Annotated in this window: 18 protein-coding genes and 1 pseudogene; 10 read left to right on the top strand and 9 right to left on the bottom strand. The window is 72.3% G+C overall.

Annotated elements, in window-relative coordinates:
* Positions 1 to 555: 555 nt before the first annotated feature.
* From MicB006_RS20415 to MicB006_RS20405, 3 genes are all read right to left on the bottom strand, one after another.
* On the bottom strand, positions 556 to 2,076 hold the full coding sequence (locus MicB006_RS20415) for an ABC transporter substrate-binding protein (RefSeq protein WP_116508246.1): 1,521 nt from the start codon (positions 2,074 to 2,076) through the stop codon (positions 556 to 558).
* Between the two features lie 124 nt (positions 2,077 to 2,200).
* On the bottom strand, positions 2,201 to 3,154 hold the full coding sequence (locus MicB006_RS20410) for a formylglycine-generating enzyme family protein (RefSeq protein ID WP_116508244.1): 954 nt from the start codon (positions 3,152 to 3,154) through the stop codon (positions 2,201 to 2,203).
* Between the two features lie 7 nt (positions 3,155 to 3,161).
* Positions 3,162 to 4,250 (bottom strand): 3-isopropylmalate dehydrogenase, encoded by a 1,089-nt coding sequence (locus tag MicB006_RS20405; protein ID WP_116508243.1) that lies wholly within the window; start codon positions 4,248 to 4,250, stop codon positions 3,162 to 3,164.
* A gap of 186 nt (positions 4,251 to 4,436) precedes the next feature.
* Here MicB006_RS20405 and MicB006_RS20400 point away from each other — a divergent pair, with 186 nt between their 5' ends.
* From MicB006_RS20400 to MicB006_RS20360, 9 genes are read left to right on the top strand one after another with little or no spacing between them, the layout of a single operon-like run.
* Positions 4,437 to 5,963 (top strand): PLP-dependent aminotransferase family protein, encoded by a 1,527-nt coding sequence (locus MicB006_RS20400; protein ID WP_116508241.1) that lies wholly within the window; start codon positions 4,437 to 4,439, stop codon positions 5,961 to 5,963.
* 11 nt (positions 5,964 to 5,974) lie between these two features.
* Positions 5,975 to 7,219, top strand: a complete 1,245-nt coding sequence (locus MicB006_RS20395) for a M20 family metallopeptidase (protein ID WP_116508239.1) — start codon at positions 5,975 to 5,977, stop codon at positions 7,217 to 7,219.
* A complete protein-coding gene (locus MicB006_RS20390) occupies positions 7,216 to 8,658 on the top strand; it encodes an aldehyde dehydrogenase family protein (protein WP_116508237.1) in 1,443 nt (480 codons plus the stop codon). The genes MicB006_RS20395 and MicB006_RS20390 overlap by 4 nt, the downstream gene beginning before the upstream one ends.
* Positions 8,659 to 8,680: 22 nt before the next feature.
* The gene (locus tag MicB006_RS20385; protein WP_073830544.1) at positions 8,681 to 9,625 is read left to right on the top strand and encodes an ABC transporter permease; all 945 of its coding nucleotides are present in this window, start codon (positions 8,681 to 8,683) and stop codon (positions 9,623 to 9,625) included.
* Positions 9,622 to 10,506 carry an ABC transporter permease gene (locus tag MicB006_RS20380; RefSeq protein ID WP_116508235.1) on the top strand — a complete coding sequence of 295 codons (885 nt, stop codon included), beginning with the start codon at positions 9,622 to 9,624 and terminating at the stop codon, positions 10,504 to 10,506. The genes MicB006_RS20385 and MicB006_RS20380 overlap by 4 nt, the downstream gene beginning before the upstream one ends.
* Positions 10,507 to 10,511: 5 nt before the next feature.
* Positions 10,512 to 11,498 carry an ABC transporter ATP-binding protein gene (locus MicB006_RS20375; RefSeq protein ID WP_225980430.1) on the top strand — a complete coding sequence of 329 codons (987 nt, stop codon included), beginning with the start codon at positions 10,512 to 10,514 and terminating at the stop codon, positions 11,496 to 11,498.
* Complete coding sequence (locus MicB006_RS20370) at positions 11,495 to 12,319, top strand: ATP-binding cassette domain-containing protein (RefSeq protein ID WP_116508232.1); 825 nt, start codon at positions 11,495 to 11,497, stop codon at positions 12,317 to 12,319. Before MicB006_RS20375 ends, MicB006_RS20370 begins: the two co-directional genes overlap by 4 nt.
* Complete coding sequence (locus MicB006_RS20365; RefSeq protein WP_116508230.1) at positions 12,316 to 13,071, top strand: SDR family NAD(P)-dependent oxidoreductase; 756 nt, start codon at positions 12,316 to 12,318, stop codon at positions 13,069 to 13,071. The genes MicB006_RS20370 and MicB006_RS20365 overlap by 4 nt, the downstream gene beginning before the upstream one ends.
* A gap of 8 nt (positions 13,072 to 13,079) precedes the next feature.
* Positions 13,080 to 15,380, top strand: coding sequence for an arylsulfatase (locus MicB006_RS20360; protein ID WP_116508228.1), 2,301 nt, complete (start codon positions 13,080 to 13,082; stop codon positions 15,378 to 15,380).
* Between the two features lie 73 nt (positions 15,381 to 15,453).
* On the opposite strand, the gene MicB006_RS20355 is transcribed toward MicB006_RS20360, so the two are convergent.
* The 5 genes and pseudogenes from MicB006_RS20355 to MicB006_RS20335 all read right to left on the bottom strand — a co-directional run bounded on the left by MicB006_RS20355 (position 15,454) and on the right by MicB006_RS20335 (position 21,899).
* A complete protein-coding gene (locus MicB006_RS20355) occupies positions 15,454 to 16,752 on the bottom strand; it encodes a dihydrolipoamide acetyltransferase family protein (RefSeq protein WP_116508226.1) in 1,299 nt (432 codons plus the stop codon).
* 14 nt (positions 16,753 to 16,766) lie between these two features.
* The gene (locus MicB006_RS20350; RefSeq protein ID WP_030503857.1) at positions 16,767 to 17,741 is read right to left on the bottom strand and encodes an alpha-ketoacid dehydrogenase subunit beta; all 975 of its coding nucleotides are present in this window, start codon (positions 17,739 to 17,741) and stop codon (positions 16,767 to 16,769) included.
* Between the two features lie 28 nt (positions 17,742 to 17,769).
* Entirely contained in the window at positions 17,770 to 18,900 is a 1,131-nt protein-coding gene (locus MicB006_RS20345) for a thiamine pyrophosphate-dependent dehydrogenase E1 component subunit alpha (RefSeq protein ID WP_116508225.1), read from the bottom strand.
* A gap of 115 nt (positions 18,901 to 19,015) precedes the next feature.
* A pseudogene (locus MicB006_RS20340) lies at positions 19,016 to 20,350 on the bottom strand (aspartate aminotransferase family protein); the annotation flags it as partial.
* Positions 20,351 to 20,366: 16 nt separating this feature from the next.
* A complete protein-coding gene (locus MicB006_RS20335; RefSeq protein WP_116508221.1) occupies positions 20,367 to 21,899 on the bottom strand; it encodes a CoA-acylating methylmalonate-semialdehyde dehydrogenase in 1,533 nt (510 codons plus the stop codon).
* A 106-nt stretch (positions 21,900 to 22,005) separates the two neighbouring features.
* Between MicB006_RS20335 and MicB006_RS20330 the strand changes: the two genes are divergently transcribed.
* Positions 22,006 to 23,649 carry a PucR family transcriptional regulator gene (locus MicB006_RS20330; protein ID WP_116508219.1) on the top strand — a complete coding sequence of 548 codons (1,644 nt, stop codon included), beginning with the start codon at positions 22,006 to 22,008 and terminating at the stop codon, positions 23,647 to 23,649.
* Positions 23,650 to 23,658: 9 nt separating this feature from the next.
* Here MicB006_RS20330 and MicB006_RS20325 read toward each other — a convergent pair whose 3' ends face one another.
* Entirely contained in the window at positions 23,659 to 24,024 is a 366-nt protein-coding gene (locus tag MicB006_RS20325) for a hypothetical protein (RefSeq protein ID WP_116508217.1), read from the bottom strand.
* Positions 24,025 to 24,166: the final 142 nt, after the last annotated feature.

Below are 24,166 nucleotides of genomic sequence, written 5' to 3'. Positions count from 1 at the left end.
TCGCAGCAGACCCGTTGCTGGGTATGCGGACGCGGGTCGGGATGACTGCCCTCCACAGGCTCCTGCGCCGCGCGCTGGTGCTCGTACGCCGAGGCGGGCGTGCGCTGTTCAGCCCTGGCTCGGCGATTCTCATGTCGACGCTCGACGCTCGACGCTCGACGCTCGACGCTCGACGCTCGACGCTCGACGCTCGACGCTCGACGCTCGACGCTCGACGCAACGCGCGCTGCGGGCCGGCAGGACGATTCGCCTGCCTTGGAGGGGTCGCCACGCTGCGCCGGCGGCACTGCGGATCCGGCGTCCGCCCCTCCAGGCCGTCGATCTTGCACTTTGCGCCCCGGCGAAAGGGGTAAATCCCCCACGCCGAGGGCCGCAATTGCAAGATCGCGGGAGCCGGGAGCCGGGAGCCGGGAGCCGGGAGCCGGGAGCCGGGAGCCGGGAGCGGGGAGCGGGGAGCGGGGAGCGGGGAGGGAAGGCGAGGAGGGCGGGGGTGGGGAATGCGAAGAAGGACCTGGTGGGCGGGGCCCACCAGGTCCTTCTGTGCGTGGAGCTGGGTTACTTCTTCGACACCTTGGTGACGTCGAAGGACTGGGTCACCGCGTCCTTCGGGTAGCCCTCGACGCCGTCGCGGATCACCGCCAGGTTCGGCAGCAGGAAGAGCCAGTCGCTGGCGGCCTCCTGCGAGATGACCTTCGCGGCCTCGGCGAACTTCTTGTCCCGGGTCGCCGCGTCCAGGGCCGTGTCGGCCTCGTTCATGAGCTGCGTGACGGCCGGGTTCTTGTAGCGGTAGTAGTACTCCGGCTGGCCGTAGCGAACCAGGTCACGGGGCTCGACGTGCGCGATGATCGACAGGTCGTAGTTGGCCTTGCCGAGCACCTTGTCGAGCCACTGCGGCATCTCGACGTTGTTCTGGGTCACCTTGATGCCGACCTCGGCGAGCTGCGAGGCGACGAACTGCGCCGACGCGCGGGCGTACCCCGGCGGCGGGACGTCCATGGTCAGGGTGAGCCCGTTGGCGTGACCGGCGTCGGCGAGCAGCTGCTTGGCCTTGGCGGGGTCGTGCGGGAAGTCGCCGGTGCGGTCCTCGTACCACGGGTCGCTCGGCGGCACCATGCTGCCGATCTTCGTCCCGTACCCGGACCAGACGGTCTTGATGAGCGCGTCGTGGTCGATCGCGTGGCGGATGGCCTGGCGCACCCGGGCGTCGGCCAGCGGGCCCTTGCTGTTGTTCATCGACAGGACGACCTCACCGGTCGTCTTGCCCTCGACCACCTCGAACTGCTTGTTGCCCTTGAACACCTCGAGCAGCTGCGGCGCCTGGATGTTCGCCACGATGTCGAGCTGACCGGAGAGCATCGCGTTGTTCAGCGCGTTGGCGTCGGTGATGTACCGGAAGACTGCGGTGGCGACCTTCGCCTTCTCACCCCAGTAGCCGTCGTTGCGCACCAGGGTGATGCTGTCGCCCCGGTTCCACTTGTCGAACTTGAACGGGCCGGTGCCGTTCGGCTTCGTCCCCAGGTCGGTGGCGTTCTCCTTGAGCACCACGCCGACGCGGCCGGCGACGTCGAACAGCCAGCTCTGGCTCGGCCGCGACAGCGTCACCTCCACCGTGGAGGCGTCCGGCGACTCGACGGTCTTCACGACCGTCATCTGCGACTTGAACGGGTTCGTCGAGCCCTCCGCGGTCACCCGCTTGAAGCTCCACACCACGTCCTGCGCGGTGAGCTTCTGGCCGTCGTGGAAGGTCACGCCGTCGCGGAGCTTGAACGTGTACTTGGTGCCGTCGTCGGACATCTTCCATTCGCTGGCCAGCAGCGGCTCCACCTCACCGGTGTCCGCGTTCTGGCGCACCAGGCCCTCGTACACGTTGTAGAGCAGGACCTGCGGGATCGCGGCGCCGGCCTCGGCGGTCAGGTCGAGGCTCACCGGCTCCAGGTAGGCACCGAGGGTGACCGTACCGTTGCCGGAACCGCCACCGCCGGTGGTGGTCTCGGAGTCACCATCGCTACTGCACGCGGTCAGAGCCAGCGCCGTGGCGAGCAGCACGGCGGGCAGCGTTATCTTCAGCCGATTCATTCGTGTGTCCCATCGCGAAGAACGCCAAGGGCGCTCGTAGCCTGTGAGGCGGGACACTAGGAGCGTGGTACCCGATGCAAAAGGGCCAGTTCAGCGGGGTCGGCAGGTACCAATCGGCGTCTGACTACCGTGCCACGCGGAATCCGGTGTTGCCGCTTGAGGAGTCAACGGTGGTCCGACTCCGTGCGGCCACGCGGTAACGGTTGCAGTAGGAGTCGTGGCAGAGGTATGAACCGCCCCGGATGACGCTCTCACCTGGTGAGATGCGTCCTCGGCGGTCGCGCCAGGGTTCGGCCGTGAGTTCCCAAACGTTGCCCGCGACGTCGTACAACCCGTAGCCGTTCGGCGGAAACGCGGTCACCGGAGAGGTGCCCACGAAACCGTCGTCCGCGGTGTTGACAGCAGGGAAGGCGCCCTGCCAGATGTTGCACCGGTGCCGCCCGTCCGGAGTCAGCTCGTCGCCCCAGGCGAAGCGCGCCTGGGACAGCCCGCCGCGGGCCGCGTACTCCCACTCGGCCTCGGCCGGCAGTCGCGTCCCGGACCACGCGCAGTACGCCTCGGCGTCCCGCTGGGAGACATGGACGACCGGATGCTGCTCGCGTCCCGACAGGCCCGAGCCGGGCCCGTCCGGGGCCGCCCAGTGCGCGCCCTCGACCGCCAGCCACCAGGGCGCCCCCGGCACCGCGGCGTAGAGCACGTACGGGCGTGCGGACCGCGCCAGCAGCAGATGGAAGACGAAGGACCAGCCGTACCGTTCCGCGTCGGTGCGGTAGCCGGCCGACTCGACGAAGCGGGCGAACTGCCGGTTCGTCACGGGTGTCGCGGCGATCTCGAACGGGGCCACCGTCACCGGGCGGACCGGCCCTTCCAGGTCCTCCGGGAAGCCCTCCGGATCGTCGGTGCCCATGAGGAACGCGCCGCCGGGCAGCGCGACGAGGCCGTCCGTACCCCCCGAACGGACGGCGCTCGCACCCGACGGCGCGCCGGCGCCGGGCGCGGGCGGGCGTTTCGGCGCGCAACACGGCGACGGCGGGGTGAGGTCCCCGCCGTCGTCCGGTTCAGCCGATTCGGTGCTCACATCCGTGTTACGCCGGCAGGGCGTCCGCCTGGTACGCGTCCTCGCTGATGGCGGCGGCGACGGCGTCCCCGAAGTCTTCCGTCGACATGCCCATCTCCGGCCCGCGCATGGCGCCCAGGCGCGGCAGCACCGCCTTCACCCCGTCCTCCAGGCTGCGGGCCGCCTCCGGGTGGCCCAGGTGCTCCAGCATCAGCGCGGCGCTGAGGATCGAGCCGGCGGGGTTGGCCCAGCCCCGGCCCGCGATGTCGGGCGCGGAGCCGTGCACCGGCTCGAACATGCTCGGCGCCGACCCGGTCGGGTTGAGGTTGCCGCTCGCGGCCAGGCCGAGACCGCCCTGCACGGCCGCGCCGAGGTCGGTGATGATGTCGCCGAACAGGTTGTCGGTGACCACCACGTCGAACCGCTCCGGCTGGGTGACCAGGTAGAGGCACATCGCGTCGACGTGCACGTAGTCCACCGCGATCTCCGGGTACTCCGCCGCGACCTCCTCGAAGGTCCGCTGCCACAGGTCGCCGGCGAAGGTGAGGATGTTCGCCTTGTGCACCAGTGTCACGTGCTTGCGGCGGGTCAGGGCCAGCCGGAAACCGTGCCGGATGAGGCGTTCGACCCCCTTGCGCGTGTTGACCGACTCCTGGGTGGCGATCTCGTCCGGGCTGCCCCGGTGGATGAAGCCGCCGGCGCCGACGTAGGCGCCCTCGGTGTTCTCCCGCAGGATCACCAGGTCGCACTGCTCGGGACGCAGCCCGCCGATGGGCGAGGGCACCCCGGGCAGCAGCTTGACCGGCCGCAGGTTGACGTACTGGTCGAAGGCGGTCCGCAGGTGGATGACCAGGCCGCGTTCGAGCACGCCGGGTGGCACCGACGGGTCGCCGACGGCGCCGAAGAGAATGGCGTCCGCCTTGGCCAGCTCCTGCTCCACGTCCGGCGGCACGACCTGGCCGGTGATCCGCCAGTAGTCCGCGCCGAGTTCGTAGTCTTCCCAGACCAGGTCCAGCCCGAACCGTTGGGCGGCGGCGTCGCACGCCTTGACCGCCTGCGCGGTGACCTCGGGCCCGATGCCGTCGCCGGGCACCAGCGCGATTCGCTGGGCGCTCATTAGTCCACCCCTGTCCGCGTGCAGGAGACCGTCACCTGCCATCGCCCGGCCAAGAGTGGCGGGATCGGGCCCTCCGCAACAGGTCCAGGTCTCCGGCTAGGCTAGTACCAGCGGGACGCGGATGGTGTGCACGGGAGTGCGACGACGGGACGAGGCGAGATCCCCGCGAGAGGTGGGGAGGTCGAGATGGCGGATTTCCTGCTGCCGGTCAACCCGCAGAGCACGGTTCCGCTCTACGAGCAGATCATCACGGGGCTCGAGGACGCCATCCTCGCCGGGCAGTACGACGACGGCCCGCTGCCGAGCACGCGCCGTCTGGCCGAGGCGCTGGGCGTCTCCCGGAACACGGTGCTGACCGCGTACGACCGCCTCATGGAGCAGGGCCTGATCGCGACCGTCCCCCGGCGCGGCCTCTACGTCTCCTCCGAAGCGGTGGTCCGGATGCGGGCCGCGCGGCGGACCTCCCGCTCCGCGACGCGGCCCATCGACTGGCAGGCGCGGCTGCCCGAGCCGCCGCCCACCCCCGTGCACCGGGACCCGGCGTGGTCGCGGGCGCCGTTCCCGTTCGTCGTCGGCCAGCCGGACCCCGGCATGTTCCCCACCGGCGCGTGGGAGCGGGCGCAGCGTGAGGCGCTGCGGCAGGACGGGCTGTCCCGGGTGATCGGGGACGCCGGCCAGGCCGACGACCCGCAGCTCGTCCGCCAGCTCTGTGAGCACGTGCTGCCGTCGCGTGGCATCTCTGCCGAGCCGAACCAGGTGATGATCACGCTGGGCTCGACGCACGCGCTGCACCTGCTGGCGAGCGTCCTGGTCCGGCCGGGCAGCGTCGTACTGGTGGAGGACCCGGGCTACCCCGACGCGCGGACGATCATGCAGATGGCGGGCGCCGACGTGGTGCCCGGCCGGGTGGACGAGGACGGCCTCGTCGTCGAGGACCTGCCGGCCGACCTGCACGGCGCGGAGCTGGTGTACGTCACGCCGAGCCACCAGTACCCGACCGGCGCGACGATGTCGGCGTCCCGGCGGGAGGAGCTGCTGCGCCGGGCCGGCGCGGCGGACGCGGTGGTGATCGAGGACGACTACGACCCGGAGATGACGTTCCGGGGGATGCCCGCGGTGGCGGTGCGGGCGCTGGACGACGAGGACCGCGTCGTCTACCTCGGCAGCTTCAGCAAGCTACTGGCGCCGGGCCTGCGGCTCGGCTACGTGGTGGCGTCCCCGGCGCTGGTGGAGGCCATGCGGGCCCGCTCCCGCTACGTGCTGCGCCACCCGCCCGGACCCATGCAACGCGCCCTCGCCCGGATGATCGCCAGCCGCGACCTCGCCCGCCACGTGCGCCGCATCCGCGCCCACTACCAGGGGCTGTACGAGGAGATGGCGGGCGCGATCGAGCGGCACGTGCGCTGGGGGCCGCAGCCGGTGCCGCGCGGCGGCCTGGCCCGGTGGATCACCGGGCCGCCGGGGCTGGACGCCGGGCAGCTCGCGGTCGACCTGCGCCGCCAGGGCGTCCTGCTCGACCCCGGCGAGCCGTACTGGACGACCCGCCCCACCCCGCGTCACCACTTGCGGCTGGGCTACCAGGTGATGCCGCTGGACCGGATCGACGAGGGGGTCCGGCGGGTCGCCGCGGCCGTAGAAGAGCAGGTCCGGCCACGACTGGTACCCCCACCGGCCCGGAAACTGGACGTTCCCCTCCGGGGTCGGAGTTCGTAACCTCCGACGCCATGACGTCGGACACCCATGCCTCCCTCCGCGCCGGCCATCTCGTGGACGAGCAAGCCGTCGTGTCGCTCACCCAGGACCTGGTCCGCATCCCCTCGACCTGGGACACCGCGCAGGGGCGGAGCGAGCAGCCCGTGGCGGAACTCGTCGCGGAGATCATGCGGGGCTTCGGCTGGCGGCCGGAGGTCACCGAGGTCGTCCCCGGGCGGCCCAACGTCGTCGCGGTGGTGGACGGCGGCCTGCCCGGCCCGACGCTGATGTTCGAGGGGCACACCGACGTCGTCACCGAGGGCTCTCCCGAGGAATGGACGGTCGACCCGTTCGGCGGGGACATCGTCGACGGGCGGCTGTACGGTCGCGGCTCCGCCGACATGAAGGCCGGCGTCGCCGCGATGATCCACGCGGCCCGGGCCGTCGAGCTGGCCGGGCCGTTCCCGGGCCGGATCGTGGTGGCGGCCCTGGTGGACGAAGAGGGCCAGATGCTCGGCGCGAAGCACTTCACCACCACGGCCCTGGCCCGCGAGGTGGACGCCGCGATCATCTGCGAGCCGGAGGCCGAGGAGATCTGCGCGGTCGCCAAGGGCGCGGTCCGCCTGCTGGTCACCTGCACCGGCAAGATGGCGCACGGCGCGATGCCGCAGCACGGCCGCAACCCCGTCCCCGCCGTGGCCGAACTGGTCGCCGCGCTCGGCCGGTACCAGAAGGAGCTGCAGGCCGACCCGGGGGAGCACGAGCACCTCGGCCTGACGTTCCTGACCCCCACGGTCCTGGACGCCGGCTCCGCCGACCAGCTCAACGTCATCCCCGGCCGCGCCGTGCTCGGCGTCGACTGCCGGACCGTGCCCGGCGTCGACCACGCCGCGCTCGCCGCGCGCGTGCGCTCCGACGCCGACGCCATCGGCGCCCGGCACGGTGTCAGCTTCGCCGTCGAGGTCGTCGACGACCGGCCGTGCGCGGTCACCCCGGAGGACCACCCGATCTCGCTTGCCGTGGCGCAGGCGCACAGCGCCGTCACCGGTACGGCGCCCGTCTTCGGCGGCGTGCCCGGCGCGACCGACGGCACCATCCTGTGGCGCGACAGCGGCATCCCGAACGTGGTGTACGGCCCCGGCCCGAAGTGGATCGCCCACCAGCCCGACGAGTACGTCGAGGTCGACGACATCGTCCGCAAGACCAGGGTGTACGCCGAGGCGGCGCTGGCCTTCCTGACCGGCGCCACCGGCGCGCGGGCGGGTGAGGCGTCGTGACCGCGCAGGAGCTGCTGGCCGGGTTGCCCGCCGGACTGCCGATCGGCTCCGGCTGGACCACCACCGCGCAGACCGCGCCGGTGCGCTTCCCGTACGACGGCAGCACCGTGACCCAGGCGCCCTGGGGTGACCCCGCCGACGCGGAAGCGGCTGTCGAGGCCGCGCACGAGGTAGCCGCGGAGATGGCCGGCCTGCCCGGTCACCGGCGGCGCGCCATCCTCACGACAGTCGCCGCCGAGATCCGCGCCCGCGCCGACGACCTCGCCGAGCTGCTGGTCCTGGAGACCGGCAAGCCGCTTGTCGACTGCCGGGTCGAGGTCGCCCGCACGCTGGTCACGCTGGAGACGGCGGCCGAGGAGGTGGGCCACCTCACCGGCGAGACGGTGGCACTGGACATGCAGCCGGCCGGCGAGGGCATGCTCGGCTTCTGGGTGCGCCGCCCGGTCGGTGTCGTCGTCGGCATCACCGGGTTCAACTACCCGCTGCTCCTGGCCGCGCACAAGGTCGCGCCGTCGGTGGCGGCGGGCTGCCCGGTGATCGTCAAGCCGGCGCCGAACACGCCGCTGGCCACGCTGGTGCTGATCGACCTGTTCCGCAAGGCGGGCTGCCCGGCCGCCGGCGTCCAGCTCGTCACCGGCGGCGTCGAGGTCGGCAAGCTCCTGACCACCCACCCGCGCGTCGCCGCCGTGTCGTTCACCGGGTCCGCGCAGGTCGGCCACCAGATCGCCCGCGCCGCGGCCCCGCGCAAGGTGCTGCTGGAACTCGGGTCCAACGCGGCGCTCGTCGTCGGCCGCGACGCCGACCTCGACCGGGCCGCGGAAGCGGTCGTACGGGGCGGGTTCTACGCCTCCGGTCAGGCGTGCATCAGCGTCCAGCGGGTGATCGTCGAGGAGCCGGTCCGCGAGGCGCTGCTGGAGCGTCTCGAGCCGCTGCTGAAGACGGTCACCACCGGCGACCCCCGGTCCGCCGACACCCGCGTGTCCGCCCTGGTGGACGAGGCGTCCACCGAGCGGGTCCACTCGTGGGTGGACCGCGCGGTCGCCGGCGGCGCGCGCTGCCTGGCCGGCGGTACGGCGCAGGGCCGGGTGCTGCAACCGACTGTGCTCGTCGACGTCCCCGAGGACGCCGAGTGCTGGGCGGAGGAGATCTTCGGGCCGGTGGTGTGCGTCCGTTCGGTGCCGGACATGGACGCGGCCGTCGAGCTGGTCAACCGGTCCCGCTACGGGCTCCAGGCCGCCGTCTTCACCTGCGACCTGGCGGTGGCCCTCGACGTCGTACGCCGACTCGACGTGGGTGGCGTGCTGGTCAACGAGGTGCCCGGCTTCCGTGCCGACAACATGCCGTACGGCGGCGTCAAGGACTCCGGCATCGGCCGGGAGGGACCGCGCTTCGCCATGGAGGAGCTGACCGTGACCAAGATGGTGATGATCAGGCCATGACTCGGAGTGGGAGCACACACGCATGGTGATCTACTTCGTCCGGCGGCTGGCCATCCTCGCGGTGTCGCTGTTCGCCGCGTCGATCCTCGTCTTCACGATGCTGTCGCTGCTGCCGGGCGACCAGGCGCAGGCGATGCTCGGCGTCAACGCCACCCCGGAGGCGCTGGAGGCGCTGCGGGAGCAGTTCGGGACGAACCGGCCGTTCACCGAGCGGTACATGGAGTGGGCCGGCGGCCTGATCCGCGGTGACTTCGGGATCTCGCCGCTCAGCGGGGTGTCGGTCGGCTCGGAGATCTCCGACAAGCTCGGCGTCACCGTGCCGCTCATCCTGGCCGGGATGACGCTGGCGCTGCTCATCGCCGTACCGCTGGGCATCCTCGCCGCGGTGAAGAGCCGCACCGCGATCGGGACGGCGCTGTCGGCGCTGAGCCAGGTCGGCATCGCCGTTCCGTCGTTCTGGCTCGGCATCCTGCTCATCACCGTGTTCGCGGTGAAGCTGCAGTGGCTGCCCGCCGGCGGGTTCACCGGGTGGGACGACTTCGGCGGCGCCGTGCGGGCCCTGCTGATGCCGGCGCTGGTCCTCGGCGTGGCGCAGGGCGCGATCCTGATGCGCTATGTCCGGTCCGCGGTGGTCGAGGTCATGCAGGAGGACTTCATCCAGACCGCGCGGGCCAAGGGTCTCAGCCGCTCGCAGGCGCTGACCCGGCACGCGCTGCGCAACGCGGCCATCCCGGTCATCACCGTCCTCGGTCTGCAACTGGCGACGCTGCTCATCGGCACCGTCGTGATCGAGAACGTCTTCGGCCTGCCCGGTCTCGGCCGGATGCTGCTGCAGGACGTCGGCAACCGCGACCTGCTCAAGGTGCAGGGCACGGTGATGGTGCTGACGGCCGCGGTGCTTCTGATCAACTTCGTCGTCGACGTGGTCTACCACGCGGTCGACCCCAGGCTGAGGAGCAAGGCATGACATCAGTCGCCGACGCCCCACCGGACGCCACCGCCGACGTCGTCGTGGCCGGCCCCGTCAAGCCGCGCCGCCGTTGGAACCTCACGCTGGTGATCGGCGCCGGCCTGGTGGGCCTGGTCGTCCTCACCGCGCTGGTGTCGTTCCTCTGGACGCCGTACGACCCCACCCGGGTCGACCCGTCGCAGACGCTGCTCTCCCCGGGCGGCGAGCACTGGCTCGGCACCGACCACTTCGGCCGGGACATCGTCAGCCAGCTCCTCGTCGGCGCGCGGACCACACTGTTCGTCGGTGTGGTCGCCGTCGCGATCGCCGCGGCGGTCGGCGTACCGCTGGGTCTGCTCGCCGCCACCGGGCACCGCTGGCTCAGCGAGCCGGTGATGCGGGCGCTGGACATCGTCTTCGCCTTCCCGGCCATCCTGCTGGCGATCATCCTGGCGGCCGGCTTCGGCGCCTCCACGCTCACCGGCATGATCGCGATCGGCGTCGCCAACGTCCCGGTGTTCGGCCGCCTCACCCGGGCCGGCGCGATGCAGGTGCTGCAGAGCGACTTCGTGCTGGCCGCGCGCAGCTACGGGCGCCGGGGCGTGGTGCTCATGGTGCGGTATGTGCTGCCCAACATCGCGGCCCTGCTGATCGTCCAGGCGTCGGTGTCGTTCGCGCACGCGGTGCTCGCCGAGGCGGCACTGTCCTACCTCGGGTACGGCACCCCGCCGCCGACCCCCACCTGGGGCCGGATGCTCCAGGAGGCCCAGAACTACTTCGTCGTGCAGCCGATGCTCGCCGTCTGGCCCGGTCTGGCCATCGCCCTGTCGGTGCTCGGTTTCAACCTCATGGGCGACGGGCTGCGCGACGCCCTCGACCCGCGGCTGAGAGGACGGTGACCGGCGTGAGCGGGCTCGTGGTGGAGGACCTCGTCGTCAAGGTCCACGACATCCAGGCCGTCAAGGGCGTCTCGTTCGAGATCGGGCGGGGCCGCCGGATGGGGCTCATCGGCGAGTCCGGCTGCGGCAAGTCGCTGACCGCGCTCGCCCTGATGGGCCTGCTGCCGCACGGCGTGACGGCGTCCGGGCGGGTGCTGCTCAACGGCCGGAACCTGCTCGACCTGTCCGACAAGCAGATGTGCGCGGTCCGCGGCAACGACATCGCCATGGTGTTCCAGGAGCCGATGACGGCGCTGAACCCGCTGATGCGGGTCGGCAACCAGGTCGCCGAGTCGCTGCGGCTGCACAAGGGGATGAGCCGCGCGGCGGCCTCCGCCCGCGCCGTCGAACTGCTCGAACGGGTCCAGCTGCCCGAGCCCGACCGGACCGCGCGCAAGTACCCGCACCAGCTCTCCGGCGGCCAGCGCCAGCGCGTCGTGCTGGCCATCGCGCTGGCGTGCGACCCCGCCGTACTGGTGGCGGACGAGCCGACCACGGCGCTCGACGTCACGGTGCAGGCGGAGATGCTGCGGCTGATGGACACGCTGGTGCGGGAGGAGGGCGCGTCCCTGCTGCTGATCACGCACGACCTGCCGGTGGTCGCCAGCATCTGCGAGGAACTGCTCGTCATGTACGGCGGCTCGATCGTCGAGCACGGCGACGTGGCCACCGTCTTCGACTCGCCCCGGCACCCGTACACGGCGGGCCTGCGGGCGTCCACCGTGCTGGAGAGCACCGACGGCAGTGGCCGGTTGTCGACCATCCCGGGCCGGGTCCCGTCGCTCGGGTCCTTCCCCGACGGCTGCGTGTACCGCAACCGCTGCCCGCGCGCCGACGACGTCTGCCGCACCGTGCCGCTGCTGACGGCGCCGCCCGGCAGCACGCAGCGGGCCGCGTGCCACCACCCGATCGAGAGCGACCAGCCCCTAGGAAGCGGGAAGGCCAGCGCATGACCACGACCCCGTTGCTGGAAGCCGTCGACGTGGTGCGCGAGTACCGGTCCCCCCGGCGGTCCCTGCGGACGCCCGGGCAGCCGATCCGCGCGCTGGACGGCGTGAGCGTGCAGGTCCACGAGGGCGAGGCGTTCGGGATCGTGGGGGAGAGCGGCTCCGGCAAGTCCACGCTGTCGCGCATCCTCATGGCTCTCGACCAGCCGACGTCGGGCACCGCGTTCTACAACGGCCAGCGCATCAGTGGCGTACCGGAGCGGAAGCTCGCGTTCCTGCGGCGCGACGTGCAGATGGTGCTCCAGGACCCGATGTCGTCGCTGAACCCGCGGATGCGCGTCGCGGACATCATCGCGGAGCCGATGCGTGCCCTGCGCCTGCCGGGCGACCACCGGGCCCGCGTTGCCGAGCTGATGCACTCCGTCGGCCTGCCCGAGGAGGCGGTGACCCGCTACCCGCACCAGTTCTCCGGCGGCCAGCGGCAGCGCATCGCGATCGCCCGCGCCCTCGCGGCCGGGCCGAAGGTCATCGTGGGGGACGAGCCGGTCAGCGCGCTCGACGTGTCGGTGCGCGCGCAGATCCTCAATCTGCTCACCGACCTGGCCGAGCAGTTCAAGCTGACCCTGATCCTGGTCTCCCACGACCTGTCCGTGGTCCGGTATCTCTGCGACCGGATCGCGGTGATGAACCAGGGCCGGATCGTCGAGACGGGTGACACCGAATCGATCTACTCCGACCCCCAGCACCCCTACACCCAGAGGCTGCTGTCCGCGGTGCCCACCCTGAGCGGCGACCTCCTGGACCGATTCAACAGGAGCAGCACATGAGGTTGGTTGACCGCGTCGCCGTCGTCACCGGAGGCGCCAGCGGCATCGGACTGGCGACCGTCGGCCGGCTCGTCGAGGAGGCGGCGCGCGTCGTCATCGCCGACCTCGACGGCGACCGCGCCGCCGAGGCGGCCGCCGGCTTCGGGTCCGCCGTCGTCGGCGTCGCCTGCGACGTCACCCGCGCCGCTGACTGCCGCGCCGCCGTCGAGACCGCCGTCGAGCGGTTCGGGCGGCTCGACCTCATGCACGCCAACGCGGGTACGCCGTTCACCGGCCCGCTGGACGAGGTCGACCAGGCGACGCTGGACCGCGTGATCGACGTCAACCTCAAGGGCGCGTTCTGGACCGCGCAGGCCGCCGCGCCGCCGCTGATCGAGGCCGGCGGCGGCTCGATCGTGTTCACCGCGTCCCTTCAGGCCGTCATCGCCCGCCCCCGGTACGCGCCGTACACCGCCGCCAAGCACGGCGTCATCGGCCTGATGAAGGCGCTGGCGCTGGAACTCGCGCCGCACGGCATCCGGGTCAACGCGATCGCCCCGGCGGCGACCGAGACGCCGATGCTCTCGGCGTTCCTGGGCGGCATGGGCGACGTGCCGGACAGCGCCCGGGAGAACTTCCGGGCGTCGATCCCGCTGGGCCGCATGGCGACGCCGCGCGACTCCGCCGACGCGGTGGTGTTCCTCGCCAGCGACGAGGCGCGGATGGTGACGGGCCACACGCTCGTCCTCGACGGCGGCACGACGGCCGGCTGAGGCGTACCGTGACCAGTTCGCTGGCGGACCCCCCGTACGAGGGCACGATCGGACGCACCTACCACGAGTCGACGGAGCACTGGAGCGCGCCGCCGTCTGCCGCCGCGGGCACCCCGAACGTGGTGTACGTGCTGCTGGACGACGTCGGGTTCGCCGACTTCGGCTGCTTCGGCGCCGAGATCGACACCCCGACGATCGACCGGCTGGCCGCGTCCGGGCTGCGGTACACCAACTTCCACACCTCGCCGCTGTGCTCGCCGACCCGGGCCAGCGTGCTCACCGGCCGCAACCACCACAGCGTCGGCATGCGCATGCTGTCCAACTTCGACAGCGGCTTCCCCAGTGGACGGGGCCGGATCACCCACGCCGCCGCCACCGTCGCGGAGATGCTCGCCGACGCCGGCTTCAACACCATGGCGGTCGGCAAGTGGCACGTCGCGCCGCTGGAGCACACCACGCCGTCGGGGCCGTACGACCAGTGGCCGCTGGGCCGCGGCTTCGAGCGGTACTACGGCTTCCTGGAGGCCGAGACCGACAACTTCTATCCGGAGCTGGTCTACGACAACCACCAGGTGGACCCGCCGGCCACCCCGGAGGAGGGCTACCACCTCACCGAGGACCTGACCGACCGGGCCATCGGGTTCGTCCGGGACCAGACCTCGTTCACGCCGGAGAAGCCGTTCTTCCTCTATCTGGCGTACGCCGCCGCGCACGCGCCGCACCAGGCGCCGCCGGAGTACCTGGCGAAGTACCGGGGCCGCTACGACAGGGGCTGGGACGTCATCCGCGCGGACCGGCACCGGCGGCAGATCGGGCTGGGCATCGTCCCGCCGGACGCGCCGCTGCCACCGCACAACCCCGGCGTCGTGCCGTGGGACGACGTGCCGCCGGAGCAGCGGCGCCTGTTCGCCCGGATGCAGGAGGCGTACGCGGCGATGGTCGACCACACCGACGCCCAGCTCGGGCGCCTGGTCGACTTCCTGGAGCGGATCGGCCGCCTCGACAACACGATCTTCGTGGTCATGTCGGACAACGGGGCGAGCCCCGAGGGCACGCCGCTCGGCACGCTCAACCCCACCGCCTTCCAGAACCGGGTGCCGGAGAACCTCCAGGACAGCCTGGACCGGATCGACGAGATCGGCGGCCCGCGGGCGCAGAGCAACTACCCGCTGGGCTGGGCGCAGGTCAGCAACACCCCGTTCCGCCGCTACAAGCAGCACACCCACGAGGGCGGGGTCCGGGTGCCGTTCGTGCTGAGCTGGCCGGCCGGTGACGTGCCCGGCGGGCAGGTGCGGACGCAGTTCCAGCACAGCATCGACGTCACCGCGACGGTGCTCGACCTGGTCGGGGTGCAGCCGCCCGCGGTGCGCCGGGGCATACCGCAGATGCCGCTGCACGGCCGCAGCTTCCGCGACGGGCTGCGTGATCCGGCGGCGCCGCCGTCGCGGGACCGCCAGTACTTCGAGATGTTCGGCCACCGCGGCATCTACCACCAGGGCTGGAAGGCTGTCGCGTTCCACGAGCGCGGCACCTCGTGGGACGAGGACCGCTGGGAGCTGTACCGGATCGACGAGGACCCGACCGAGAGCCGTGACCTCGCCGCCGAGCACCCGGAGGTGCTGCGGCGTCTCATCGAGGAGTTCTGGATCGAGGCGGCCCGCTACGACGTGCTGCCGCTGGACGACAGGGGATTCGCGATCCGGGCCCGGGTGCCACGCCCCGGGTCGGTGCGGGACCGGCTGGTCTTCACCTACCTGGCGGGCGTACCGACGGTCTCCGGCGCGGCGGTGCCGCCGACGATGAACCGCTCGCACGCGATCACCGCGCGGGTGCGCCGCACCGACGCCGCGCAGGGCGGCGTGATCGTGGTGCTCGGCAACGTGAGCGGCGGGTACGTGCTGCACATCAAGGACAACCACCTGGTGTACGAGTACAACCACCTCGGCACCCACCACGTGCTGCGGTCCGAGGGCGAGCTGCCGCTGGGGCCGGTGGAGCTGACCTTCGAGCTGACGAAGACCGCCGACTGCCAGGGCGTCGGCCGGCTGTACGTGGACGGCGAGGCGGCGGGCGAGGCGCTGTTCCCGCAGCTGCTGCCGTTCTTCCACGGGTTCGCGGGCATGGACGTCGGGCGCAGCATCCACTCGCCGGTGTCGCCGAGCTACCCGGCCCGGCACGAGTTCTCCGGCGAACTGGAGTACGTGCGGTTCCGGCTCGCCGCGTCCGAGGAGGTCGGCGAGCCCATCGCGACGGCGGACGACGTCGCGCCGCGGCCGTCGGCCGGAGTCGGGTTCGAAGTCGTGGACTGACGCGCGGCGCGTACGGCGACGGCGCGTGGACGGACCTCGTTGTCCGTCCACGCGCCGTCTGTCTGCCGGGGCCTCAGCGCAGGGCCAGGCCCCACAGCGGGTCCTCCAGGAACCGCCCGACGTGGGCGAGCACCCGGCTGCCCAGTTCCCCGTCCACGAGCCGGTGGTCGAAGGACAGCGACAACTGCACCGTCCACCGGGGAACGACCTGCTCGTCGACGACCCACGGCATGCGGCGCAGCGCGCCGAGGCAGAGGATCGCCGCCTCACCGGGGTTGAGGATCGGGGTGCCGGCGTCCACTCCGAACACACCGATGTTGGTGATGGTGATGGTGCCGCCGGACAGGTCGGCGGGACGGGTGCGGCCCTCCCGCGCGGTGCCCGCCAGCTCGTTCAGGGCGACCGCGAGATCCCGTACGGCCAGGGTCTGCGCGGCCTTGACGTTCGGCACCAGCAGGCCGCGCGGCGTCGCGGCGGCGATACCGAGGTTGACGTCGGCGAACCGGACGATCTCCTGGTTCTCCTCGTCCCACCGGGCGTTGACGTCGGGGTACCGGCGGATCGCGTCCAGCAGCGCCAGCGACGCCACGAGCAGCGGGCTGACCTTCACGCCCTGGAAGGCCGGGTCCTGCTTCAGCCGGTCCACGAACTCGACGGTGCCGGTCATGTCGACGGTGAGGAACTCCGTGACGTGCGGCGCGGTGAACGCGCTGGCGACCATGGCGGCCGCCGTCGCCTTGCGCACTCCGCGTACGGGCAGGCGCTCGTCGCGCCGGTGGTCGGCCGCCGGCGTCCGGACGGTGGTGTGGTCGAGCAGGTCCTGGCGCGTGATGAGACCGCCGGGACCGCTGCCGCGCACGTCGGCCAGTTCCACACCGAGGTCCTTCGCGAGCTTGCGCAGCGGAGGCTTGGTGAGCACCGGCGGCCGGGACGTGTGCGGCCCGCGGGCCGGCTCGGCCGGGCGGACGGACGGCGTGGCGCGGCGTGGCCGGCGGGTCCGCGCCTGGGCGGACACCCCGTAGCCCACGAGCACCGCGGTACGCTCCGCCGCCGGCTCGTCGGCGGTCGGTCCGTCTCCGGTCGGCGGCTCGGCGGCGGGCTCGTCGGCGGGCGTGGCCGCCGGGCCGTCGCCCGCCACCCGGATCGCGATGATCGGCGAACCGACGTCGACGGTCTGGCCCTCCTCGGCGAGGAGGCGGTCCACCACACCGGCGTACGGGCTGGGCAGCTCGACGACGGCCTTGGCGGTCTCGATGTCCACCAGGATGTCGTTGAGGCGGACCGGGTCGCCCGGTGCCACCCGCCAGGTGACGATCTCGGCCTCGGTGAGCCCTTCGCCGACGTCGGGAAGGCGGAACTGCTGAACGGTCATGGATACCTCTCCCTTCAGGCGGCGAGGACGCGGTCGACGGCGTCGAGGATCCGGTCCAGGTCGGGCAGGTACTCCTCCTCGACCTTTGCGGGCGGGTACGGCAGGTTGAAGCCGCCGACCCGCTCGACCGGCGCCTCCAGCGAGTAGAAGCACCGGCTCGTCACCTGCGCGACGACCTCGGCGCCGAATCCGGCGAACGTGGGGGCCTCGTGGACCACCACCGCCCGCCCGGTACGGCGGACCGACTCCTCGACTGTCGCCACGTCGAGCGGGGAGATGGACCGCAGGTCGATCACCTCGATGTCACGTCCCTCCTGTGCGGCGGCCTCGGCGGCGGCGACGCAGGTGGCGACAGTGCCGCCGTACGTCAGCAGCGTCACGTCGGCGCCGGGGCGCACGACCCGGGCGCGGTCCAGCGGCAGCGGCGGCCCGGCGTCCTCCGGCGTCACCTCGCCCTTCACCCAGTAGCGGCGCTTCGGCTCGTAGAAGATCACCGGGTCGTCACCGGCGACGGCCTGCCGGATCATCCAGTGCGCGTCGTCCGGGCTGGCGCAGTAGACGACCCGCAGCCCGGCGGTGTGCGCGAAGTAGGCCTCGTTCGACTCGCTGTGGTGCTCCACCGCGCCGATGCCGCCGCCGACCGGGATCCGCACGACCACCGGCAGGGCGGTACGGCCGCCGGTGCGGGCCCGCATCTTGGCCAGCTGCGAGACGATCTGGTTGAACGCGGGGTAGACGAAGCCGTCGAACTGGATCTCGCAGACCGGGCGGTACCCGCGTAGCGCCAGGCCGATGGCGGTGCCGATGATCCCGGACTCGGCGAGGGTCGTGTCCACCACCCGGGCCTCGCCGAAGTCCTTCTGGAGACCGTCGGTGACCCGGAAGACGCCGCCGAGGCGGCCGACGTCCTCGCCCATCAGGAGGACCTTGTCGTCGTCCTCCATGGCGCGGCGCAGGCCGCTGTTCAGTGCCTGACAGAGAGTGAGCATGAAACGAGTTCTCCGATCGGGGCGGGCGTCAGTCGAGGAAGGAGGCGCGGTAGGCGACGAACGCCTCGCGCTCCTCCCGCAGAAGCTGGGGCACGTCGGACAGCACCGTGGCGAAGGCGTCCGCGAGGTCCGGCGCCGTCAGGGCCAGGCACTCCCGGCGGGTCCGGTCGGCGAGTTCGTCCGCCTCGGCCTGGATCTGGCCGAGGTACGCCTCGTCGCTCCAGCCCTCGGCGCGCATCAGCGCCTCGACCCGGGCCAGCGGGTCCCGCGCCCGCCACGCCTGCAGCTCGTCGTCCGTGCGGTACCGGGTCGGGTCGTCCGACGTGCTGTGCCCGCCCATCCGGTACGTGGTGGCCTCGACGATCGCGGGACCGGCGCCTGCGCGGGCGTGCTCGGTCACCGCGGACGTCACCGCGTACACCGCGAGCACGTCGTTGCCGTCGACCCATTCGCTGCGCAGGCCGAATCCGGCGCCGCGGCGGTGGATCGGCGTGCGGGTCTGCGACGCCGTCGGCGTCGAGATCGCCCACTGGTTGTTCTGGCAGAAGAACACCATCGGGGCGTTGTTGACGGCGGCGATGTTCATGGCCTCGCTCGCGTCGCCCTCGCTGGCGGCGCCGTCACCGAAGTACGTCACGACCACCGTGTCGCTGCCGTCGCGCTGCACGCCGAGCGCGTACCCGGTGGCGTGCAGCAGCTGGGCCGCCAGGACCAGCGTGTAGATGTGGAACGAGTACGGCTCCGGGTCCCAGCCGCTGTGCGCGACGCCGCGCCACTGCCGGAGCAGGTCGGCCGGGCCGATGCCGCGCCACAGCGCCGCCGCGTGCTCGCGGTAGCTCGGGAAGACGTAGTCGTCGGCGCGTACCGCCGCGACGGAGCCGACCTGTGCGGCCTCCTGGCCGCGGCACTGCAACCACAGGCCCAGCTCGCCCTGCCGCTGCAACGCGAACGCCTCGTCGTCGAGGCGGCGGGCGAGCCGCATCCCCCGGTACAGGTCGCGGGTGAGGCGGCCGAGGGCGTCGCGGTCGACGTCCACGTCCGGGTGCAGGCGTCCGTCCGGGGTGACGAGCTGGGTCCAGCCCTCGGCGGCGCGCGGAAGGTCGGTGGTGCCGGTGAAGGGGTTGGTGACCGGTGGGTCGGCGAGATCTACGGTAGTCATTCGTCACCTTCTGGGTGCGGGGTCTCCGCGTCGCCGGGGTCGCCGGCCGTCTCGCGGATCTCGGATATGGGACCGCCCGCCGGGGTGGACCCGGCGGGCGGTGATGGGTGTACGTCTAGACCGTGTGCCGGTCGGCGAGTGTCAGCGCCTCGTCGAGGACCGCCAGGCCCGCCTTGGCCTCCGTCTCCGACACGGTGCAGGGCGGCACCACGTGGATCCGGTTGAAGTTGGCGAACACGACCAGGCCGTTGCGCTTGCACTCGGCCAGCACGTCGTTCATCTCCGGCGACGAGGCCCCGTACGGCGCCAGCGGTTCCCGTGTCTCGCGGTCGCGGACCAGTTCCAGCGCCCAGAAGACGCCGAGCCCGCGTACCTCCCCGACGCTCGGGTGCCGCTCGGCGATCTCCCGCAGCCCCGGGCCGAGCACGTCCTCGCCGATCCGGGCGGCGTTCTCGACGATGCCCTCGTCCCGCATCGCGTTGATGGTCGCGACGGCGGCGGCGGTGGCCAGCGGGTGACCGGAGTAGGTCAGCCCGCCGGGGTAGGGGCGGGTGGCGAACGTGTCGGCGACGTGGTCGGCGATCACCACACCGCCGAGCGGGACGTAACCGGAGTTCACGCCCTTGGCGAAGGTGATCAGGTCGGGCGTCACGCCGTAGTGGTCGATGGCGAACCAGGCGCCGGTACGCCCGAACCCCGCCATCACCTCGTCGGCGATGTAGAGGATGCCGTGCCTGTCGCACAGCTCGCGTACGCCGGCCAGGAAGCCCGGCGGCGGCGGCATGATGCCGGCGGTGCCCGGCACGGTCTCCAGCACGATCGCGGCGATGGTGGACGGGCCCTCCATCTCCACGACCCGTTCGAGGTGGCGCAGCGCGAGCCGGCTCTCCTCCTCCTCGGTCGTGGCGCCGAACTCCGACCGGTACAGGAACGGGCCGAAGAAGTGCACCACCCCGGCGGTGCCGTTGTCGCTGGGCCAGCGACGCGGGTCGCCGGTCAGGTTCACCGCGGTCTGGGTGCCGCCGTGGTAGCTGCGGTACTGGGACAGCACCTTCGGCCGGCCGGTGTGCAGCCGGGCCATCCGGACGGCGTGCTCGATCGCGTCCGCGCCACCGTTGGTGAAGAACACCTTCTCCAGGCCCGCCGGCGTCCGCTCGGCGATCAGCCGGGCCGCCTCGCCGCGGGCGTCGTTGGCGTACGACGGCGCGATGGTGCACAGCTTGGCGGCCTGCTCCTGGATCGCCGCTACCACCGCCGGGTGCTGGTGGCCGATGTTGGTGTTGACGAGCTGGGAGGAGAAGTCCAGGTAGCGGTTCCCGTCGCCGTCCCAGAAGTACGAGCCCTCGGCGCGCTCGACCACCATCGGGTCGAGCAGGGACTGGGCGGACCAGGAGTGGAAGACGTGGGCGCGGTCGAGTTCGTAGGTGCGGCGTGCGCTGGTGCTCATGGTGGCCTCTCTCCGCTGCTCAGTCGTTCTCGGGGAAGCCGAGGTTGATCCCGCCGTGGCTGGGGTCGAGCCAGCGGGAGGTGACCACCTTGCCGCGGGTGAAGAAGTGCACGCCCTCGGCGCCGTGGGCGTGGGAGTCGCCGAAGAGGCTGTCCTTCCAGCCGCCGAACGAGTAGTAGGCCATCGGCACCGGGATCGGCACGTTGATGCCGACCATGCCGACCTCGACCTCGTTCTGGTAGCGGCGGGCCGCGCCGCCGTCGTTGGTGAAGATGGCGGTCCCGTTGCCGTAGGGGTTGGAGTTCACCAGCTTGAGCGCCTCGTCGTAGCTGCCGACCCGCACCACCGACAGCACCGGCCCGAAGATCTCGTCGGTGTAGACGCTCATCTCCGGCGAGACCCGGTCCAGCAGGCTCGGCCCGAGCCAGAACCCGGACTCGTCGCCGTCGACCTGCACCTGCCGGCCGTCCACCACCAGCTCGGCGCCCGCCTCGACGCCCGCGTCGAGGTACGACGCGACCCGGTCGCGGTGCTCCCGGGTGACCAGCGGCCCCATGTCGCAGGAGCGGCGGCCGTCACCGATCTTCAGGCCGGCGATGCGCTCGCGGATGCGCGCCACCAGGTCGTCGGCGACGGGCTCGACGACCACCAGGGCGGAGATCGCCATGCACCGCTCGCCGGCCGAGCCGAACCCGGCGTTGACCGCCGCGTCGGCGGCCAGGTCGAGGTCGGCGTCCGGCAGCACCACCATGTGGTTCTTCGCGCCGCCGAGGGCCTGTACGCGCTTGCCGTTGCGGGTGCCGGTCTCGTACACGTACCGGGCGATCGGGGTGGAGCCGACGAACGACACGGCCTTGACCTCGGGGTGCTCCAGCAGCCGGTCGACAGCGACCTTGTCGCCGTGCACGACGTTGAACACGCCGGCGGGCAGGCCGGCCTGCTCCCAGAGCCGGGCGACGAGCAGCGACGCGGACGGGTCCTTCTCGCTGGGCTTGAGCACGACGGCGTTGCCGGCCGCGATGGCGATGGGCACGAACCACATCGGGACCATCACCGGGAAGTTGAACGGGGAGATGACGGCGCAGACGCCGACCGGCTGCCGGATGGAGTAGACGTCCACGTTCGTGGACACGCCCTCGGAGTAGCCGCCCTTGAGCAGGTGCGGGATGCCGCAGGCGAACTCCACGACCTCCAGACCGCGGGTGACCTCGCCCAGGGCGTCCGAGACGACCTTGCCGTGCTCGGCCGTGATCAGCTCGGCCAGTTCCTGCTTGTGCTGGTTCACCAGCTCCCGGAACGCGAACAGCACCTGGGTGCGCTTGGTCAGCGACGAGTTCCGCCAGGAGGCGAACGCGGCGGCGGCGGAGGCGACCGCCTGGTCCACCTCGTCGACGGAGGCCAGCGGCACCTCCGTCCGGACCGCGCCCAGCGCCGGATCGTAGACTGGGGCCGTACGCTCGGTGACGCCGGCGAACGGCTTGCCGTCGATCCAGTGGGTCACCCGCTCCAGCGGGACGGGAGCGGGCACGGTGCCGGGTGCTGTCTGGGTCATGCCCGGATCATCTGCGCTTCCCCAGGCCCGGGCAATGGGCACTGTGTCGTTCCCGCCCTGGAGAAGCACACATACTGTGCGCCGGAGCGAGGAGGGAGACGGTCTGATGCCGATGACGGTTCGCGACGTGCTCGAACTGCCGGCGTTGCAGCAGGCCGGGCCGCGTGTCGTGGCCGGGCGGGACCGCCTGGACGCTCCGGTGCGATGGGTGCACGTGGCCGAGATCCCGGAGATCGCCGACCTGCTCCGCGGCGGGGAGCTGGTCCTGACCACCGGCATCGGTCTGCCGCCGGACGACGACGGGCTGCGCCGGTGGATCGACGGCCTGGCGGCGGTCGGCGCGGCCGGGGTCGTGGTCGAGCTGGGCCGCCGGTTCGGCGGGACGCTGCCGGCCGCGCTCGTCGAGCAGGCCCGCAGCCGGAACCTGCCGCTCGTCGCGCTCCAGCGGGAGATGCGGTTCGTGGCGGTGACCGAGGTGGTCCACTCGGTGATCGTCGAGGAGCAGACCGCCGACCTGCTCGCGAAGGACGAGATCCACCGGATCTTCACCGAGCTGTCGGTGGAGGGCGCGGAGCCCCGGCAGGTGCTCCGTGAGGTCACCCGCCTGTCCCGGCGTCCCGCGGTGCTGGAGAACCTCTCCCACCAGGTGCTGGCGTACGAGACGGGCCCGCTGTCGGCCGAGGAGCTTCTCGACCGCTGGGAGACCCGTTCCCGCGCGGTCGAGGTCCCGTCCGGCACCGGCTACGAGCCGCGTTCGGGCTGGCTGGTGACCGGCGTGGAGGCCCGGGGCAACAGGTGGGGGCGGCTGGTGCTGCTGTGCGACCAGGAGCCGCCGGCCCGGACGAGTGTCCTGCTGGAGCGCGCCGCGTCCACCATCGCGCTGAACCAGCTCGTCGCGCGGGACGACTCGTCTGTCGAACGGCAGGCGCGCAGCAGCCTGCTGTGGAGCATCGTCAACCACTCGGCGCCCACCCGGGACGTGGCACTGCGGGCGCGCGGGCTCGGTGTGGCGCTGGAGCAGCGGCGGCTGCTCGGGGTGGTGGTACGCCGTCGCCGGCCGGGCCTGAGCCCCGGCGTCGAGATGAACGCGCGCCGCCGGGAACTGCTGGACGCGGTGGAGACGGCGGTGCGCGACTGCGGGCTGGCGGCGCTGGCCGGTGACGTCGACGGGCTCGGTGGCGCGGAGGTCACAGTGCTCGTCGCCCTCGCCGAGGCCGAGTCCGACGAGGCCGCGCTGCTCGGGCTGTCCACCGCGCTCACCCGGGCGGGCCTGCGGGCCGGGTCGGACGTCGTGGTCGCCGCCGGTTCGGTGGTCAGGTCCCTCGACCTGGCGCGGCGCTCGCTGGTCGAGGCGGCGCAGGTGGCCGACGCCACGGCGCACACCGCCGAACCCCGGCCCTTCTACCGGCTCCTCGACGTCCGCCTCCGGGGCCTGCTCTACCTGCTGCGCGACGACGTGCGCCTGCAGACGTTCGTCGAGCGCGAGCTGGGGCCGCTGCTCTCCTACGACGAGCGGCACGGCACGAACCACGTGGCCCTGCTGGAGGCGTACCTGGTCGAGGGACGCAACAAGCGGCGCGCGGCGGAGGAGATGTCGCTGTCGAGGTCCGCGCTGTACCAGCGGTTGCAGTTGATCGAGCGGGTGCTCGGCGTCGACCTGGATTCGAGCGAGCGGCGCCTGTCGCTGCACGTGGCGCTCACCGCCCGGGACGTCATGCGCGGCGGCGGCGTCTCCGGTTCCGCGGGCTGACCCGTCCGGTCACCGGCCGCGACGTGCCCGCGGGCGCCGGACGGCGTCGCGGGTGGGCGCGGTGTGCATGCTGACGCTGACCACCGGCACCGCGTTCGCGACGCTCTTGCGCACCGTCTCCAGCGACGCCACGGAGGGGGAGCACTCCACGATCATCACCGCCGACAGGTTCGGGCACTGCACGTACTGGACGTGTGAGACCGCGACCCGGCGTGAGTGCAGCACGGACAGCACCTTGAGCAGGCCGCTGGTGGAGTGCCCGGGGCCGAGGTGCACCACCATCGTGCACGTGGCGGGGGACTCGTCGTGCGGCCGGGCGGCCGGGCCGGGCGGCCGGCGATCGACGGTGTCGGGGGTGAAGGGGAACGTGGTCACGGGGGCCTCACAGTGTCGAGCCGACAGGGGTGGCTTGGCCGGCGACGCACGCGGAAGGCGTACGCCGCCTAGGTAATCGGCCCGATCGCGATGTGCATGCCCACGGCGGGAGTGTGGCACGTCCCTGCGCCGCCCGGGAGGC

The sequence above is a fragment of the Micromonospora sp. B006 genome (assembly GCF_003408515.1).
In the GTDB taxonomy this organism is placed as follows: domain Bacteria; phylum Actinomycetota; class Actinomycetes; order Mycobacteriales; family Micromonosporaceae; genus Micromonospora; species Micromonospora echinospora_A.
This window is presented reverse-complemented; position numbering and strand designations above follow the sequence as displayed.

Coding starts and splice junctions, on each gene's coding strand:
- MicB006_RS20415 (WP_116508246.1), bottom strand. CDS start 2,076: ATGAATCGGCTGAAGATAACGCTGCCCGCCGTGCTGCTCGCCACGGCG.
- MicB006_RS20405 (WP_116508243.1), bottom strand. CDS start 4,250: ATGAGCGCCCAGCGAATCGCGCTGGTGCCCGGCGACGGCATCGGGCCC.
- MicB006_RS20400 (WP_116508241.1), top strand. CDS start 4,437: ATGGCGGATTTCCTGCTGCCGGTCAACCCGCAGAGCACGGTTCCGCTC.
- MicB006_RS20395 (WP_116508239.1), top strand. CDS start 5,975: ATGACGTCGGACACCCATGCCTCCCTCCGCGCCGGCCATCTCGTGGAC.
- MicB006_RS20385 (WP_073830544.1), top strand. CDS start 8,681: ATGGTGATCTACTTCGTCCGGCGGCTGGCCATCCTCGCGGTGTCGCTG.
- MicB006_RS20380 (WP_116508235.1), top strand. CDS start 9,622: ATGACATCAGTCGCCGACGCCCCACCGGACGCCACCGCCGACGTCGTC.
- MicB006_RS20370 (WP_116508232.1), top strand. CDS start 11,495: ATGACCACGACCCCGTTGCTGGAAGCCGTCGACGTGGTGCGCGAGTAC.
- MicB006_RS20365 (WP_116508230.1), top strand. CDS start 12,316: ATGAGGTTGGTTGACCGCGTCGCCGTCGTCACCGGAGGCGCCAGCGGC.
- MicB006_RS20355 (WP_116508226.1), bottom strand. CDS start 16,752: ATGACCGTTCAGCAGTTCCGCCTTCCCGACGTCGGCGAAGGGCTCACC.
- MicB006_RS20350 (WP_030503857.1), bottom strand. CDS start 17,741: ATGCTCACTCTCTGTCAGGCACTGAACAGCGGCCTGCGCCGCGCCATG.
- MicB006_RS20345 (WP_116508225.1), bottom strand. CDS start 18,900: ATGACTACCGTAGATCTCGCCGACCCACCGGTCACCAACCCCTTCACC.
- MicB006_RS20335 (WP_116508221.1), bottom strand. CDS start 21,899: ATGACCCAGACAGCACCCGGCACCGTGCCCGCTCCCGTCCCGCTGGAG.
- MicB006_RS20330 (WP_116508219.1), top strand. CDS start 22,006: ATGCCGATGACGGTTCGCGACGTGCTCGAACTGCCGGCGTTGCAGCAG.